Origin of the sequence: Shewanella sp. Pdp11 (genome assembly GCF_002838165.1) — a bacterium.
GTDB lineage: Bacteria > Pseudomonadota > Gammaproteobacteria > Enterobacterales > Shewanellaceae > Shewanella > Shewanella hafniensis.
Genome location: NZ_CP015194.1, coordinates 4,243,818 through 4,260,512, shown reverse-complemented (window position 1 = coordinate 4,260,512; position 16,695 = coordinate 4,243,818). Strand labels below are relative to the sequence as shown.

General features: G+C 46.0%; 14 protein-coding genes. 6 read left to right on the top strand and 8 right to left on the bottom strand.

Going from position 1 to position 16,695, the window contains the following annotated elements:
• Nucleotides 1-157: 157 nt before the first annotated feature.
• On the bottom strand, nt 158-1,516 hold the full coding sequence (locus AYJ58_RS18735; protein ID WP_106651281.1) for a YjiH family protein: 1,359 nt from the start codon (nt 1,514-1,516) through the stop codon (nt 158-160).
• Between the two features lie 694 nt (nt 1,517-2,210).
• Here AYJ58_RS18735 and AYJ58_RS18730 point away from each other — a divergent pair.
• Nucleotides 2,211-2,948 carry a hypothetical protein gene (locus AYJ58_RS18730; RefSeq protein WP_106651280.1) on the top strand — a complete coding sequence of 246 codons (738 nt, stop codon included), beginning with the start codon at nt 2,211-2,213 and terminating at the stop codon, nt 2,946-2,948.
• Here the strand turns inward: AYJ58_RS18730 and AYJ58_RS18725 are convergent.
• Nucleotides 2,945-3,838 (bottom strand): U32 family peptidase, encoded by an 894-nt coding sequence (locus AYJ58_RS18725; protein ID WP_106651279.1) that lies wholly within the window; start codon nt 3,836-3,838, stop codon nt 2,945-2,947. The two genes, AYJ58_RS18730 and AYJ58_RS18725, sit on opposite strands and share 4 nt — an antisense overlap.
• 31 nt (nt 3,839-3,869) lie before the next feature.
• A complete protein-coding gene (gene ubiU, locus AYJ58_RS18720; protein ID WP_106651278.1) occupies nt 3,870-4,880 on the bottom strand; it encodes a ubiquinone anaerobic biosynthesis protein UbiU in 1,011 nt (336 codons plus the stop codon).
• 137 nt (nt 4,881-5,017) lie between these two features.
• Here ubiU and ubiT point away from each other — a divergent pair, with 137 nt between their 5' ends.
• Nucleotides 5,018-5,551 carry a ubiquinone anaerobic biosynthesis accessory factor UbiT gene (gene ubiT, locus AYJ58_RS18715; protein WP_106651277.1) on the top strand — a complete coding sequence of 178 codons (534 nt, stop codon included), beginning with the start codon at nt 5,018-5,020 and terminating at the stop codon, nt 5,549-5,551.
• Between the two features lie 118 nt (nt 5,552-5,669).
• On the opposite strand, the gene AYJ58_RS18710 is transcribed toward ubiT, so the two are convergent.
• From AYJ58_RS18710 to trhP, 3 genes are all read right to left on the bottom strand, one after another.
• Nucleotides 5,670-7,559, bottom strand: a complete 1,890-nt coding sequence (locus tag AYJ58_RS18710; RefSeq protein WP_106651276.1) for a S8 family peptidase — start codon at nt 7,557-7,559, stop codon at nt 5,670-5,672.
• A gap of 501 nt (nt 7,560-8,060) precedes the next feature.
• Nucleotides 8,061-8,312, bottom strand: coding sequence for a YfhL family 4Fe-4S dicluster ferredoxin (locus tag AYJ58_RS18705; protein ID WP_006082676.1), 252 nt, complete (start codon nt 8,310-8,312; stop codon nt 8,061-8,063).
• A gap of 3 nt (nt 8,313-8,315) precedes the next feature.
• Nucleotides 8,316-9,683, bottom strand: a complete 1,368-nt coding sequence (gene trhP / locus AYJ58_RS18700) for a prephenate-dependent tRNA uridine(34) hydroxylase TrhP (RefSeq protein ID WP_106651275.1) — start codon at nt 9,681-9,683, stop codon at nt 8,316-8,318.
• Nucleotides 9,684-10,023: 340 nt separating this feature from the next.
• Between trhP and AYJ58_RS18695 the strand changes: the two genes are divergently transcribed.
• Both AYJ58_RS18695 and AYJ58_RS18690 read left to right on the top strand, forming a co-directional pair.
• Complete coding sequence (locus AYJ58_RS18695) at nt 10,024-10,866, top strand: HDOD domain-containing protein (protein WP_106651274.1); 843 nt, start codon at nt 10,024-10,026, stop codon at nt 10,864-10,866.
• A gap of 93 nt (nt 10,867-10,959) precedes the next feature.
• On the top strand, nt 10,960-12,450 hold the full coding sequence (locus AYJ58_RS18690; protein ID WP_106651273.1) for a putative bifunctional diguanylate cyclase/phosphodiesterase: 1,491 nt from the start codon (nt 10,960-10,962) through the stop codon (nt 12,448-12,450).
• A 166-nt stretch (nt 12,451-12,616) separates the two neighbouring features.
• On the opposite strand, the gene AYJ58_RS18685 is transcribed toward AYJ58_RS18690, so the two are convergent.
• Nucleotides 12,617-13,048: a thioesterase family protein gene (locus tag AYJ58_RS18685; protein ID WP_106651272.1), complete on the bottom strand. Its 432-nt coding sequence runs from the start codon at nt 13,046-13,048 to the stop codon at nt 12,617-12,619.
• Between the two features lie 222 nt (nt 13,049-13,270).
• Between AYJ58_RS18685 and AYJ58_RS18680 the strand changes: the two genes are divergently transcribed.
• On the top strand, nt 13,271-14,251 hold the full coding sequence (locus AYJ58_RS18680; protein ID WP_106651271.1) for a chemotaxis protein: 981 nt from the start codon (nt 13,271-13,273) through the stop codon (nt 14,249-14,251).
• Nucleotides 14,252-14,403: 152 nt separating this feature from the next.
• Here the strand turns inward: AYJ58_RS18680 and AYJ58_RS18675 are convergent, their stop codons facing one another.
• Nucleotides 14,404-15,660 carry an adenylosuccinate synthase gene (locus AYJ58_RS18675; protein ID WP_106651270.1) on the bottom strand — a complete coding sequence of 419 codons (1,257 nt, stop codon included), beginning with the start codon at nt 15,658-15,660 and terminating at the stop codon, nt 14,404-14,406.
• 140 nt (nt 15,661-15,800) lie between these two features.
• Between AYJ58_RS18675 and AYJ58_RS18670 the strand changes: the two genes are divergently transcribed.
• The gene (locus AYJ58_RS18670) at nt 15,801-16,691 is read left to right on the top strand and encodes a LysR family transcriptional regulator (RefSeq protein WP_106651269.1); all 891 of its coding nucleotides are present in this window, start codon (nt 15,801-15,803) and stop codon (nt 16,689-16,691) included.
• Nucleotides 16,692-16,695 lie beyond the last annotated feature (4 nt).

The following is a 16,695-nucleotide window of genomic DNA, read 5'->3' as shown; positions in this document are numbered from 1 at the left end:
AGTGGAGATTGTACGATTAAGTCACGCTATATAATCAAATCAGCCAGTTCGTGTATGAGTTAGTGCAAAAAGGGGAGTCAGTTAATCTGACTCCCCTTTTTTGGAACGCTTGTTGGACTTACATTAAAACCTACGTTAGGCCCAAACTAGCGTAATGTTAGAACAATAAATGCGCTACACCCGCGATAACAGGCAGAGTCACTAAGGTACGTAGAATAAATACCATGAAGAGCTCAACAAAATTGACGGGGATTTTACTGCCGATAAGTAATGCACCCACTTCACTCATGTAGATCAATTGAGTCACAGATAGTGCTGCAATTACAAAGCGGGTCATATCCGATTCAATCGAACTGGCCAGAATCGACGGAATAAACATATCCGCAAAACCCACCACAATTGTTTTAGAGGCTTCAGTCGCTTCAGGAATATGCAGTAATTCGAGTAATGGAATAAACGGCATACCCAGATAGTTAAAGATCGGCGTGTGCTCGGCAATAATCAGCGCCAAAGTACCAATGGCCATGACGACAGGGAGAATGCCAAACACCATATCGACAACGTTTTTAAGGCCTTCATTCAATACGCCTTTGATACCACCAGCACTGGCAGCTTTTTCTAAGGCTTTATCAAAACCCCAAGAGAAAGCATTGCGATCCGCGGGGATCAACTCATCATCTGGCGTGCGCGGGGTATCGTCTATGTAGTTGTCTTTCTTCCACGATAGCGGTGGCAGCTTAGGCACAATCACAGCGGCGGCAAAACCGGCGAGACACACAGTCAAATAGAAGGGCACAAACATGTGCTCTAACTTAACTTGCGAGATCACGACTAGGCTGAAGGTAATCGATACTGCCGAGAAGGTTGTGCCGATAACCGCCGCTTCTCTTTGGGTATAAAAACGGGCTTCGTATTGTTTGCTGGTCAGCAAAATTCCCACACTGCCATCACCTAGCCATGAGGCCATACAATCAATTGCGCTGCGACCCGGTAGATTGAACACGGGGCGCATGATTTTGGTTAATAGTGTGCCAAACAGTTCGAGCAGACCGAAGTTCAGCAGCAGCGGCAACAACATACCCGCAAAGATAAAAACAGAAAACAACACGGGCAGTAAGTCATTTAAGACTAATGCACCAGTGCTTGTGGAGTTAATGGCCTCTGGGCCTAAGCCTAAATAGGTCAGTACGACAAACACTGCACCTATGATCCGTGTGACCAACCATAATGGACTGACATTTAATAAGGCATTAAGGAAGTGATTCTGGGCCACAAACTTAGGCTTAAATGCTTTTGACAGCGAAGAGGCCAGCGCCGTAACCACGATAATTATGGTTACTATAAGGGTTAACACGCCGCTCAATGCGCCTTGCAGTGCTTTAGAGATAATCGCGATAGGAATAGTGATCGCATCGTTGTAACTGATAGGGGTCATAAATAACAACAGACCGATCAGTGAAGGGACGATAAAGGTGAGTATCGTCTTAATGTTTCGATTTTTATTTTCAGTAGCCAATTTTGTACACCTTAAAGTACGAGTCGTACATGGTAAATTTGAATTAATAGCCGCACGTAACACGCTGTTGACGCCAATTAAGGTGCATTTAAATTCAACTCAAAAACGAGAATGGGGAAGATTACTCGCTTAGCTTGTCTATGTAAAACGATTCGCTAGTTAGTTTGATATAAGCAGCAAAACAGCATAGTTATTTTACTTAAGTTGTCGGTGATATTAGGTCGGTGCTTTCGGGTGGATACAAGTAAAAACTCATTATAAACATTGTGTTAAGTATTCTTGTTTCTGGTGGGTTAATTCTTTGTGTGGTGTTGTAGTTAAAACGATTGAGATGTTGTTTCTGCACGAAAAAACATCAGTAACTTTAGCCTTACAGCCCTATTAGTTGGTTTTTTGTGCGATTTAAGCGGGCTATCGTGATAACACTTTCTACATGGCGTGGGCAGCAAGGCTTTACGGCTACCACTGTGATGCTCAGTCTATTTTGCTGCTCGGCACATTTTTATGCGACAAGCAGTTAAATCTGCTCAGTGAGATGAGTGATCTACCTCAGCATCCTGATGCTTTAGGTGTTGACTAAATAGTCGCTAATAACGATGAAAGTAAAAATATTATTCATAAAGCGGATACCCGCCGCTTTAAATCTTCTCATTTCCATGTAAGTTAGTATCACTCCTATCCAACTCAAGTATTCATGACGACAAAAGTAGAGAAGATTAAGATTAAAGGCGGTTCGACATTGGCCATTAAGTTTGGTTTTCTGGGGATCTTTGGGCTTCTAATCGGTATTGTGATGACTGTTTTAGGATTCGATGATGTCGAATCCCATCGCTTTAATTTTTTAAATTATACCCTTAGCGAATTGGGGACTTATGGTCACTCGTCTTTTGCTGTGATCCTTAACGGGGGATTGTTTTTTGGCAGCTTAAGTCTTGTGTTTTATTGTTTGTCTTCGTTACAGCAGGTGATGTCTTTTTGGGGATATCCTTTCTTTATTAGTTTGGCGTGCACTTTTTTAGCCTTAGCGAGCGTGGGATTATTTCCGGTGAACGTGTATCACCTGCACGTTTTAGGGTTGAAATGGTTTTTCTATCTGGGAAGCTTAAGTGCAATTTTCTACTTAGCCTGGGTCTGTCTCGGCAAGTCTTATTTTGGCCGTTGGACTGGGTTATTAGCCCTCATTGTGCTGTGCAGCATGATGACGTTTCTGTATGCGCCGCAATTGGATTTAGGTTTGACCGAAGGCGATAGGCCGTTTTATCAGGAGATGGTATTGCAGCTGCCGCGTCCTAGTTTGTGGTGGCCAGCCCTACTGGAATGGATAGGGCTGGGGAGTCTATTGTGCTGGACCACTGTGCTGCTTTTCAGTCAGTTACACTCCAACCAAGATCGAACCAGCCAAGAGTCATGCACAGATCAAGAGTTAGGCTAGGGAGTCGCATGCATAGCAAGGCCCGCTTCTCCAAACCAATAGCCGTTACACTGGGTTGTCTCTAGGTTCGCATCGCTGCCAATAGCAACGTTTTGAGCATTTTCAGACGTGTTAATCGCATCGACCAAGCTATTGGCTATGGTGATGCAGTCAAAGCTACTGGGTGATACCCGAAACACATCCACGCCCATCTTTACCATGGTTGCTATTTCACTGCGTAAATCTAAACAGCTAGCGGATTGGGTTTGGATCCCATTGAGCCTGAGTAAAGGCTGCTGCTCTTGGGTTTGCGCGAGTAGCCCTTTGCTGTATTCACGGCACACAGTTTCACAATGATCTTTGGTGAGTTGTTTGTGCCTAGCGGTAAAGCAGCGCGCCGAATGGGCGAGGGGCAAATAGCCGTGGCCGAGCACTTCCACCTCAAATGATGGCTGCTCTTGAATCACTTGTTGTAACCAAGCCTTAGATAGCTCCACTGGCATCACAAACCTTTGCATCCCAAATCGTTGCAAAATGTCTAAACTGGCGCGATTGTAGTTATTGATACTCGCGCCGCAGACGAAGGGCAGCTTGTGCTCGTTGGCGAGATAGACTGCCGCCATATCGTTCGCTTCAACGATAAATTCGCCGTTATCGACCTGGCGTTTCAGCTCAGTGTATTCCGATGGCGCTTCGATTAACGCCAGCGTTGATATCACCACTTCTTTACCCGCCTGCTTAAGCATCTGTGCCAGTTCGAGATAATCGCCCCACTTGAGTTCACGTCTGCGGCTGCAAACGGCCTCGCCTAAATACACTAAGGGAATTTGGCTGGCGGCGACTTGCTGATAAAAATCAGTGACCTGTTGTTTTTGCCAGCAATACAACAGCGGGCCTAGGGAAATATGCATAACTTATCCTTTGTTAATCTGGCATTAACCTTTATTGCCAATCACGCTCGTAGGCGCCAAGTGTGGTGATTTGACCCTCGGAAACTTTTGCAAGGGCTTGTTCCCAATGGGGTTGGTTTTGGCTTGTTGAGTACAGTTCGGGGTTATCTCGATAGGTGTCTATGGCTTGGCGCCAAACTCTCGTAACTTGCTCAACATAGGCAGGGCTGCGTTGGCGGCCTTCGATTTTTAGCGACACTATGCCCGCCTTAGCGAGTTCTGGCAGTAGGCTTAAGGTATTCAAACTGGTTGGTGATTCGAGTAAATACTGCGGCGAATCTTGATCTTCCGTGATGTAACGGCCTTTACATACCACGGGATAGCCCATCTGTTCATCAAGGGCCGACTTATCAATCAACACATCATTGAGCAGCGTTAATCGGTTCTGGCCTTCTTCCTGCCAGCGCACGTGTTTTGCCGGTGAACAAGAGCCGCCAGTATTGGGCGATTGTCCCGTTACATAGGATGACAGCTGGCAACGGCCTTCGGCCATAATGCACAGGCTACCGAAGGCGAACACTTCTAAATCCACTGGGCTGACCTTGGCAAGGTCACGCACTTGTTTCATCGATAACACCCGCGGCAACACGACTCTGGCGATGTTAAAGGCTTCCTTATAAAAGCTCAGCGCGCCGAGATTCGTCGCACTGGCCTGCACCGATAAATGCAGTGGCAGCTTGGGATAGTGCCTATGGGCATAATCGAGTAAAGAAAGATCGGCGACAATTAATGCATCCATACCCAGTTTTGCCGCTAAATCAATGGCCTGATACCAGCGGTGCTCTTCACCGGGTTTTGGAAAGGTATTTAAGGTCAAAAAAATTTTCTTGCCGTGCTTTTGCGTCAGCTCAGTGGCTTCTTGCAACTTTGCTGGGGTAAAGTTTAATCCTGCAAACGAGCGGGCGTTGGTGTCGTCTTTTAGTCCTAGATACACAGCGTCGGCTCCGGCATGTAATGCCGACTTTAGCGAGGCCAGATTTCCTGCTGGACACAACAGCTCCATAGTGATGCTCCCGATAAAATGATAGCCGCTGAGTGTAGGTAAGATTGAATGGCGATGAATTGATTTAAAACAGGTTTAAGATCATAAAATCCCGATAAACTGGGATATATATGTTTTATTCTTGTAGGGTTTACGCCATGTCCGCTGTTTTTTCCGCAAAAATCGCTCAGCAACTTTTAGAATTCACTCCAAAAGCCATTGGCTTTCCCCTTGCTAAAATGCCCTTTAGCCTCAAAGCGAAAGTGATCAGCCAATTACTTGGGCTATTACTCGCCGAGCAAGCAGCAGACGATGAACTCGGATTTTTGAGTGATAAATGGGTTGCGATCCGAGTGGATGATTTAAATCTGGCCTTTGAGGTGAGTTTTAATGGCAAGTGGCAAGTCAGAGAGTTGACCGACGCGCAGGTGAGCTTTAGTGCCAACTCGGCTGAACTGGTGTTAGTGGCAGCAGCAAAGGAAGATCCCGACACGCTATTCTTCCAGCGTAAGTTGAGTATTGAAGGCGATACAGAATTAGGGCTCGAAGTGAAAAACCTGCTGCTCAGTATCGAATTTGCCAGTATGCCGACCCCAATTCGCCTTAGCGTTGAAAAGCTCGCTGCTGTGATCGAGCGTCTGCAACTCGAAGCCAAACCAACGGTTATTCTCGCTAAGTCTCCAAGTTATTAATCAAGCTATTAATGCTACTTAGCGAGATAGCCTTCTGAATAAACCACTAAAAAGCCCACTCAGTTGTTACCTTAGTGGGCTTGAGTTTGATTCAAAACTCACTGAACCGATTCACTCGCTAGTAGCTTGCACTCAGTTGAACGCCCGAGTAATTAGCATAACCACGTAACATCACATGGTAAGTTCCCGCTTGAGTCACGGTAATCGAACAGCTTTCATTGTTACCATTTTTATAGGGGCGACAATCATAGCTGGTGGTCGTTGGGACAGTCCCTGCTTTAACATACAGATCCACGTCGCCAGTGCCGCCACTGGTGGCAATATTCAGCTGGCAATTGGCAGGGACGACGATTTTATACAGGGCTTCAGTTGCCGTTGCTCCGCTCAAATTCGTGACAGGTACGCCATTGGTTAAGCAGTTCGCATCGGTACAATTTCCGCCGCCATTAAGGTTATAGCTGGCGGTAAGCTGGGCGTTAGCATAATTGTTATAGCCTTGGACCATCACATACCAACGACCCGCCGCAGGTGCGGTAAAATTACAGCTCTCATTGTTACCATTTTGATATGGGCGGCATTGATAGCTGGTCGTCGTCGGTTTTTGTCCTTGGCTGACATAAATATCCGCATCGCCAGAGCCCCCCGCGAGGTTGATGCCTAAACTGGCCGCATTTGCGGGGACATCAATGTAGTAATAAGTTGCTGAACCTGTGGCTCCACTGATCGCAATACCCACATTATTTTGCAGCTGAGTCTCGTCAACGGGGCAATCATTGCCACAGCCACCATCATCGCTTGCAAGTGAAAACAGTAACTTATTCGGTGAGCCTGTCTTAGCATCTGTGACTTTGCCCGAAGTGGCGCGCGTCGCGAGTAAGTTCGTCACCTGTGCGGGTGAGAGGTTAGGATTTTCATCTAAGTATAATGCTGCTACGCCTGCCACATGGGGGGAAGCCATTGAGGTGCCACTAATGGTATTTGTCGCCGAATTTGAGGTATACCAAGAGGAAGTGATGCTCGAACCGGGCGCATAAATATCTAAACAAGTCCCGTAGTTAGAAAAACTCGAGCGGGAATCGTTACTGGTGGTTGAACCAACGGTGATGGCATCTGCTGCGCGGGCTGGAGAGTAGTTACAGGCGTTACTATTATCATTGCCGGCCGCGACGACGAAGGTGATCCCCGCAGCTACGGCGGCATTGACGGCATCATCTGTGGCTTGGGAGGCGCCGCCCCCTAAACTCATGTTCGCGACCGCCGGGCCAGAAGCATTGTTTTTCACCCAGTTTATCCCAGCAATCACGCCAGAGTTACTGCCAGAACCTGAACAGTTGAGCACTCTGACACCCACCACATTGACGTTTTTCGCGACACCGTAGGTTGAGCCACCAATCGTCCCCGCCACATGGGTACCATGGCCGTTACAGTCAGTCGCGTCGTAATCATTATCGATAAAGTCATAGCCACTGCTTGCGCGGCCGCCGAACTCATTGTGGGTATTTAGCACGCCAGTATCGATAACAAAGGCGGTCACACCTGAGCCATCGTAATCCGTGTGATAGTTGCTATCCAATGGCAAGTTGCGTTGATCGATTCTGTCTATGCCCCAGGTCGGACTCGGTTGGTCTGCATTGGCTTCCATCATGGGCATTACTGACATCACTTGATCTTGTTCTATGTATTTCACCTTAGGATCGCTACGCAAGGCTTTAATCTGTTGGGGGCTTGCATTGACTAATACGCCATTGAGGGCGCTGCCAAAGCTTCTCATCACTCTGACATCATATTGATTCACTAAACTCTCGGCTTGCTGAGTAGCAAACTCAGATATGGCATTGTTATTACTGAGATTAAGAACACTTGGGGTATTGAATACAACGATGTAAGTATCTTTGATGGCTTTAGATTGCGGCACATTGACCATAGTGGCTTGGTATTCATTAGCGTTAACAGGGAAGTAAGCAAGTCCAGTTGCGACCGCGACTGCTATTAAATGTTTCTTATGCATGTTGAACTCCATTTTCTTTTTATGTCTCCACGGACTTCGAGACATAATCCAATGTAGAAGGTATTTTCAACCTGCCCAGTTTAATGCTTAAGGCTTAGCTCATTCATAAAATTAAAATGTAACACTTGATTTACAATTGAGGAGTGAATGAGTTTGTACAGGAATGATGATTGAGTCGAACAATTAAGCGTCAAAATAATAACTCTCAATCCATTAAAGTGACACAGCTTGCAAAAATGTTGATTTATCAAGCGACATTATGTCTTTAATGATAAATGATGAAGAAGGGATAAATACCGTCAGTCAGTTTTTTGGCTGGCAGATCTAAACCAGCGTCAGTCTAAAGTAGTGTTTTTATGAAGCTGTAATTAAATGCTCGGATTTATGCGCTTAAATGGTTTTGCATACTGTTTATATGCCAGTATTGTGAACGCTTTAGGCGGGGATGAGGGCGGATTTGACCGAGAGGTTAGATTACCGCTCGGTCTTGTGGCTAAGTGATTAAGCTTTTTGCGTTAGCACGGCAAATTTCACTAACAGCTCGTCGTTGGATTCGACGCGGTTTGGATCTGGGTCGATGCAATCGATGGGGCAGACTGACACGCAAGTGGGTTTGTCGTAATGCCCCACGCATTCGGTGCAGCGGTCGGGATCGATTTCATAGATCTCTTCGCCCATAGTGATGGCCTGATTAGGACACTCAGGCTCACACATGTCGCAGTTGATGCAGCTATCGTCGATCAGTAATGCCATACCTTAACCTAGTTCATGTGGGTTGCGCGTATCCTGGCCCTGAGGCAGGTTACGTAGCAAAATACCGTGGCTCAAATCGACTTCTTTTGGCACGGGCAGATATACAGTGTGCCCCGAACCTAGGCCCGCTTCAACCGCTTCTGACTTGCGATTCTCGAGTTGTTCGATCGTCAGACTGATATTACCCTGCGGCGTCATCAGCTCGACACTGTCGCCAACGGAAAACTTGTTCTTCACTTCGATTTCAGCCAATCCCGCCAGGTTGCGTTTGCCCGTCAGTTCACCCACAAATTGTTGGGTGTCACTGACTGAGTAGCCATAGTCATAATTTTGATATTCATCATGCACATGACGACGCAAAAAGCCTTCGGTATAACCACGGTGGGCGAGTCCCTCTAATTGATTCATTAGGCTGCGGTCGAAATCTTTACCCGATGACGCATCTTCAATCGCGCGGCGATACAACTGTGCGGTGCGGGCAACATAATAAAAAGACTTAGTGCGGCCTTCAATTTTAAGTGAGTCTATGCCCATTTTTGTTAGGCGCTCAACGTGTTGAATCGCACGTAAGTCCTTAGAGTTCATGATATAAGTACCATGCTCATCTTCAAAGGCTGGCATGTATTCACCCGGACGATTGGCTTCCTGCAGCAGGAATATTTGATCTGTAGGTGCACCTGCTCCTAACGTCGTCGGAGTTTCGATTTGCACTGCATTAGGCATAGCAATGATGTCGCCGCTGTCATTTTGCTGCGCTTCATGCACGTCGTATTTCCAGCGACAAGCATTGGTGCAGGTGCCTTGGTTTGGATCGCGTTTATTGATATAACCCGAAAGCAAACAACGGCCTGAATACGCCATACACAGGGCGCCATGCACAAAGACTTCGAGTTCAATATCTGGGCAGCGTTGACGAATTTCTTCGATTTCATCTAAGGACAGTTCGCGCGACAGGATCACACGTTTAATCCCTTGGGTTTGCCAAAACTTGACCGAGGCCCAGTTGATGGCATTGGCCTGTACGGATAAATGCACTACCTGATCGGGAAAGGCCTCACGCACCATCATAATTAAACCCGGATCGGACATGATCAGCGCGTCTGGCTTCATCGCCACTACGGGTTCCATGTCCTTGATATAGGTTTTTAGCTTGGCATTGTGGGGCGCGATATTGCTCACCACATAGAGTTTTTTGCCCAGCGCATGGGCTTCTTGTATGCCTGTGGCAAGGTTTTCCATTTTGAAGTCATTGTTACGTACCCTTAGGCTATATCTCGGCTGACCGGCATACACAGCATCTGCGCCATAGGCAAAGGCGTAGCGCATGTTCTTCAGGGTTCCAGCTGGAGACAGCAACTCAGGTTTAAACATAATCACTCTCAAATTGGTTAATTAATCGATGAATAAATGGCGCGGTGCGCGGGGGCGGGATTTTACACAATGAAAGTAGGGTTATGCAAATTGCCTTCACTAACTTTAGTGGTACTTCACATTTTGCGAATATAGGGCGTTTAGCGTGAGCGAGCAGCGAGGAACATTTCAGCTCTGGTGATGATTACTGTAGAAGATTAAAGCCGATAATTAAGGCAAAATTGATAACGCAATCATACAATTTATTAACGTCCGTTGCTTTTTTCTACGTATCTAATGACAGCCAGCTGATATACTCCAACTATCCAATGTTCATGTTTACAGATTGATGGGAGCTAAGATGTCTACCGAACATCTACTGTTAGTCAGTTTATTAAAAAAACTAAAAGATGATGCCTTAGTGCTACCGACGTTGCCTGAAGTGGCGATGCGGGTGCAAGAAGTGGTCGGACGCTCAGATGCTAGTCTTAAACAAGTGGCAGAAGTAATCGGCCAAGATGCGGCGATTTCTGCCCGTATTATTAAGGTGGCCAATAGTGCCTTATACAGCCGAGGCGTCCCCGCTGAAAGCATTAATAGTGCGGTTTCACGCATTGGGTTAATTCAAATTAAAAGCATTGCAACGTCAGTGGCAATGGAGCAATTGTTCATTTCCACCAATGAAATGGTGTGGGAAGTGATGGATGAAGTATGGCGTACCTCAATTGATGTGACCGCCGCCGCTTGTTCCATGTTGCAGATGTATAACAAACGTCATTCAAGTAGTCGATTAAATTTCGACACCTTAACCTTAGCTGGACTCGTGCATAACATCGGCGCCTTGCCAGTATTGACGGAAGCCGAGGCTAATCCACATTTATTTACCAGCATTGATCAATTGCGCGCGCTCGTTCGTAAAATGCAGGGGCCATTAGGTCGTGCTGTGTTAAAGAGTTGGGATTTTTCTACCGAAGTGATGGAAGTGGTAGAGCGCTGGGCCGATTTACCTTATCTGCCCGACCATGTTACTTACCTCGACTTTATCCGTGCAGCGGCCTTCTATACCGGTGAGCTACGGGCAGGTACAGAGTTAGAACAACGTCTTGGTGTATTTGTTGCCCGTGGTTTACCCGTGACAACCGATGATTTAGCCAGTGATGAATTTATGGAAAAATTCCATTCAATTAGAGAAAGTTACCAATAATCGTTAGGCCTAAATGGAACTCAAATGGCGCTTAGGCACTCAACTGCAGTGCCATTTGATAATAAGCTTACGCGGTAAAGCAGAGGCCAAGGTATGTTCGAAATCGGGTTAGTCGTTGCTTCGCTCATTTTATTGATATTTTCATTGTATATATTGCAGGTAAAATATAGGTCGCTACGGTCACAACAAAAGTTTTTATCACAACTTTGTACCCAATTAGAGCAACAAAAGATTGAGCGCCAAGCTTTAGACATTGGCATTGTTCCCCAAGAGTTTGCACCTCTGTACCATACCTTAGATGAGTTATTAAAGGCCTTACCCGCAAGTGTGGGTAAGGATAAACTGACAGGGCTGGTGAATCGCGTTGGCTTGAAACGTACACTGGCCTCTATGATGCCACTGACTCAAGGGACGCTAGTGCTGATTGATATTTATCGATTTCGCTATGTAAATGATCTTTTTGGGTTTGTATTTGGCGATATCTTGCTAAAGCAATTTGCAGAACGGTTAAACAGCTTAAGTTTATCTCCAAGATTAATCGCACGGCTCAATGGCGATGAGTTCTGCCTATATTACGAGCAAGCGTTGACTGAAGAGCAACTCATTCATTTAAGAGGTCGTTTGCAGGTGCCTTTTAGCATTAAGAACACGCCAGTCAGCGTTAAACTTCAAATCGGTTGTGTGCATTTACATGAACACCACGCCGACACGAGCCAGATGTTACGCCGCGTCGATTTGGCGCTGAAGAAAGCCCGCCACTCTCGTAGCGCGATTGCTTACTATGCCGAGAATGATGATATTCAACAGTTAAGAGAACTGAGAATTATCGATAGCTTGCCCAAAGGTTTACAACGCAATCAAGTGTATATGGTGTATCAAGCGAAACAAGATATTGCGACGGGACGGTGTTTTCAGGTTGAAGCCTTGATGCGCTGGGAGCACGACGAGCTTGGGGTTATTTCTCCTGGCGAGTTTATCCCCTTAGCCGAATATGCCGGCATGATTGATTTAGTGAGCCAATGGGCACTCGATCAAGTGTTAGCGCAGCAGGCAAAATGGCGCGCGGCAGGGATACAATTGTGCGTTGCGGTCAATCTATCAACACGGGATCTCGATAGTGAAACCTTGCCCCAAGAAATTGCGGCAAGATTAGCTTATTACCAGCTTCCACCCGAATCTTTAATGATTGAAATTACCGAAAGTACTTTAATGGCGGATTTAACTAAGGCGGTCGAAACCTTAGATAAAATTCGTGCGTTAGGGGTTAGGCTCGCGATTGATGATTTTGGTACCGGTCATTCTTCATTGGCTTATTTGAAGCATCTACCCGTTAATGAAGTCAAAATCGATAAAGCCTTTTTAAAGGATCTCGAGCAAGATAAACCATCGGAATATATCCTCGAAGCCAGCATCAATATTGCTAAAAAATTAGGTTATGAAGTCACAGTCGAAGGGATCGAAACCCTTGAGATCAGAGATAGGCTGGTCGCTATGGGCGTCGATACCCTACAAGGTATGTATTACGCTAAACCTATGCGTGCCGCCGAACTTGAAATGAATTGGGCTAAGCTGCATCACATTTAAATCAGCCATTCATTAAACCAACTCTGAGTAATGTTAGACCCAGTAAATCCGACATCAATTAACGTTAGGACCAATTAACGTTAGGGCTGCTTTAATGGGTCGTTGCTCGCCCCATTCCTATGGGGCTCTAACGATATTCATTATCGCTTTAGTCAAATCGCCCGTATTAGTTTTGCACCTTTGAGGCAAAACCTTGGCTTAAAACGGCGATTAACTCCGCTGGCATAGGCGCTAATTGGCGAGCTTGATTCATACACACCATTTCAATGGTGGCGGTGACGGCAGGTTTTTTACCTTGTGGACGCCAAATCTCCTGCTGCCACACAGTGCGGTACTTACTTTCGAAGTAAAACTGAGTCCGTACATCGATAATATCGGCAAATTCCACCCCCTCATGGCACAGCATATCGCTACGATACACAGCAAAACCCAGCTGGTTTTGTTGCCACAAGGCACTTAAACGCTCCGCACCAATTACATGCTCACGGGCACGCTCGAAGTATTTCAAAAAGTTGGGGTGATACACCACGCCAGAAAAATCAGTATCTTCATAGTAGATTTGCACTGGAAAGGAAAAGGTCGGGCTAAATTGCGGCATGGGGTTAAGGTTATTCTAGGGAGTATTATGGCGCATTAGTTTAGCGGCTTATCTCTTTAAACAAAAGTAAGCCCGTGATCAATCTGTGATCAACTCATATTTAAGAAATATCACGCTAATCAGGCAGTAAAATCGCACTATCGTGCCTAACTCATTAATCCCTTCCTATACTGATAGCTGGAATACCTTTCTTATGTTGATTTGCTAGGTTGAGAGCTTCATATGAGCGAAATAAAAAAATCAGAAATATTGACCGAAAGTGGCACAAATGAACTCGAGATTATTGAGTTTCATCTGCATAAGATTCTCCCTAACGGCGGCCATAAAGTCTGTCATTACGGGATCAATGTCGCCAAAGTGCGAGAAGTGATTCGGGTGCCAGAAACCTCCGACTATCCCAATGCACAACCGCATATGGTGGGGGTGTTCTCGTTGCGAGAAAAGCTGATCCCTTTAGTCGATCTTGCTGGTTGGCTAGGCATATCGACACCGGAAGATTTAACCCATAAGGTCGTTATCGTCACTGATTTTAATAAGATGATTAATGGCTTCTTAATTGATAGTGTTCGCAGCATTCATCGGGTGTCGTGGGAGCAAGTTGAATCGCCGAGTCAGTTTTTAGAAGCGGGTGAAAATGATTGTGTCGTTGCCGTGGTTCGCCGTGATGGCATGCTGATTATGATATTGGATTTTGAGAAAATCATTGCCGATATCAATCCCGAGCTGAGTATGGATAAGTACGATGTCACCCTCGATAGGAGCGTGCTGATCAATGATAAAATGCTGGCGAAACGTGAAGCGAAAACCATTTTGGTCGTCGATGACTCCGCTTTTATTCGCAAAATGATTGAAAATACGCTCCGCAGTGCAGGTTATAACATTATTACAGCTAAAGATGGTGGTGATGCGCTTGAAATGCTAATGGAATTTGAGAGTCTGGCTGAACAAGATAATGCTTCTATTTCAGACTTTGTCAGTGCTGTAATCACGGACGTTGAAATGCCTCGCATGGATGGCATGCATCTGGTTAAACGCTTAAGAGAATCCAAGGCATACCAACACATGCCGATTGTGATGTTTTCTTCCCTAATGAGCGAGGATAACCGTATAAAGGCAATAGCATTGGGGGCGAATGACACTATTACTAAACCCGAAATTGGCCGTATGGTCGGTATGATAGATAAATACGTATTTGAAGAGTAATGCCATTTCATTTAGTGGCGATATTTGAATATGGGGTATTCGAGTCATCGCTATCAACGTCTTGACTGCTTCTTTAATGACAAACCATATCAAAGTAAAAAGCCATATTCACCGAGGCGAATATGGCTTTTTTGTAGGGTAAACGTTGTTTACTAGCGAATGATCATTTGATCGCGCTCAGGCCCAACAGAAACCATGCTAACGCGCACACCCATTAGGGCTTCAATACGTTCAACATAGTGTTGCGCGGCGACTGGCAGGCTCTCAAAAGTGCGACAACCGGTAATATCTTCGCTCCAGCTTGGCATTTGCTCATACACTGGGCTCAACGCGGCAGTTTGTGGCCAAATTGGGTTCTCAGTGTGCTCACCTTCATAGGCTACGCAGATTTTCAGATCTTTCATGCCTGATAGGCAATCAATCTTAGTCAGGGCAATTTCAGTTGCCGCTTGCAGCTCCACACCATTACGGGTGGCAACAGCGTCAAAGTAACCCATGTCACGTGGACGGCCTGTGGTTGCACCAAACTCGTTGGCGTTTTCACGGAACGCGTCTTGCTCTTCCATTGCCGTCACTAACGTGCCTGTACCTACTGATGAGCTAAAGGCTTTCGCTACCGCAATTACGCGTTCTGGGCGCAGCGCAGGTAAACCACTACCGATACCTGCGTAAGCCGCAGTCACGTTTGATGAGGTGGTGTAAGGGTATTCGCCGTACACTAAGTCGCGGCCAGCACCTAATTGCGCTTCAAACAGTAAGCTTGCATCTTGTTTTTGTAATGCTTTTAATGGTTCAGTCACATTGCAAATAAACGGACGCCATGGCGCAGTCACTTCTAATAACCATGCAGTCATTTCAGCGGCGGTTTGATTAAAATCACAGCTTGGATAAAGTGCCTTTAATTGTGGCATTTTCCAGTCGAGCATAAATTGAATACGTTCTTGCAGCACTTCAGGTTGGTTTAACCAACCGACTAAAATGCCTTTTTTCATCACGCGATCACCATAGGCAGGTGCAATCCCTTGACGGGTTGAACCATAGGCTAAATCGCCAAGACGTTGTTCTTCTAAGGTATCTTCTAATGCATGCAAAGGTAAGCACAGGGTCGCACGGTCAGAAATGCATAATTTGACTTCAACACCTGTTGCTTGTACTTCAGCAATTTCAACGCTGAGCTTTTCTGGGCTGATCACCATGCCAGGGCCCAATACTGCAATGCAGTTAGGGTTGAAAATGCCACTCGGTAATTGGTGTAATTTAAAGGTGCCATAGTCGTTGACTACGGTATGTCCGGCGTTGTTACCGCCTTGAAAGCGAATACTGGCAGCGGCATCCGCGGCTAAATAATCTACGATGCGGCCTTTGCCTTCATCACCCCAATTTGCACCCACAACCACGATAGACGGCATAACATCATCTCCACATTGATTAAGACGCTATGCTAGACCCGTCATTTGAATAAGAGAAATTAATTATGGTTATCATCTCAATAAGGATTTCATATATCATTGGTGATAATTAACGCTAATACTCTGCAATAGGGGGTTTTATGCTCGATATAAATTGGTTAAAGACTTTTGTGACTTTGGCTGAACATAAGCATTTTGGCAAAGCGGCCACGGCGCTGCACATGACGCAGCCCAATGTTAGCTTGCATATTAAGCAGTTAGAGCAAAGCACTCGGGTCAAGTTGATTGATCGTAATCCCTTTCGATTAACGCAGGCAGGGTTTCGTCTGTTGGAGACGAGTCAAAAGACTTTGATGGAGCTACAAATCTGTCAGGCGGATCTCAATGCGATTAACGACCTTAGTCAGGGTACCTTGACCATCGCCGCCAGCGACATTATCTCGCGGTTATTGTTGATCCAGCCGTTTCAGCTCTTTAAGGCGGAGTTCCCTGGGATTGATTTCTCGCTGCTCAATACTACCTCATCCCAAGCTTCTGAGTTAGTGACCAATGCCGAGGCGGATTTAGGGTTTGTGATCGCGCAAAAGGAGAGTCAGCCACTGCATTTTACTGAACTACAACAGATTAAATGGTGTGCAATCGGGGACAATTTACAACAATGGCAAGAGGCAACGCCTTCTGTGGATACGCCCTTAGCCGAGCAACCCACCTTAATTCTGCTGGGCCACGATACGCGAACTCGCGAATTGCTCGATCCCGCACTGCCGTCGCTGAATTTGCCTAATTACAGGATTATGGAGGTCGGCAGTGTTGACGCGCAAATTGATTGGGCCGAGGCGGGGTTTGGGGTGGCGATAGTGCCGGAGTTTTCGGTTTATACTAAGGCGAATTTGACCACTAAAGTCACCCCTTTGCCGCAATTCCCCACAACCAGTTTGGGCTATATTGTGCGCCAGAATCAGATCCTGTCTAAGGCCATCAAGCAGCTATTATATTGGGTGAATCAAGAGATCATTCGCTCGCAGCGGTAATTTC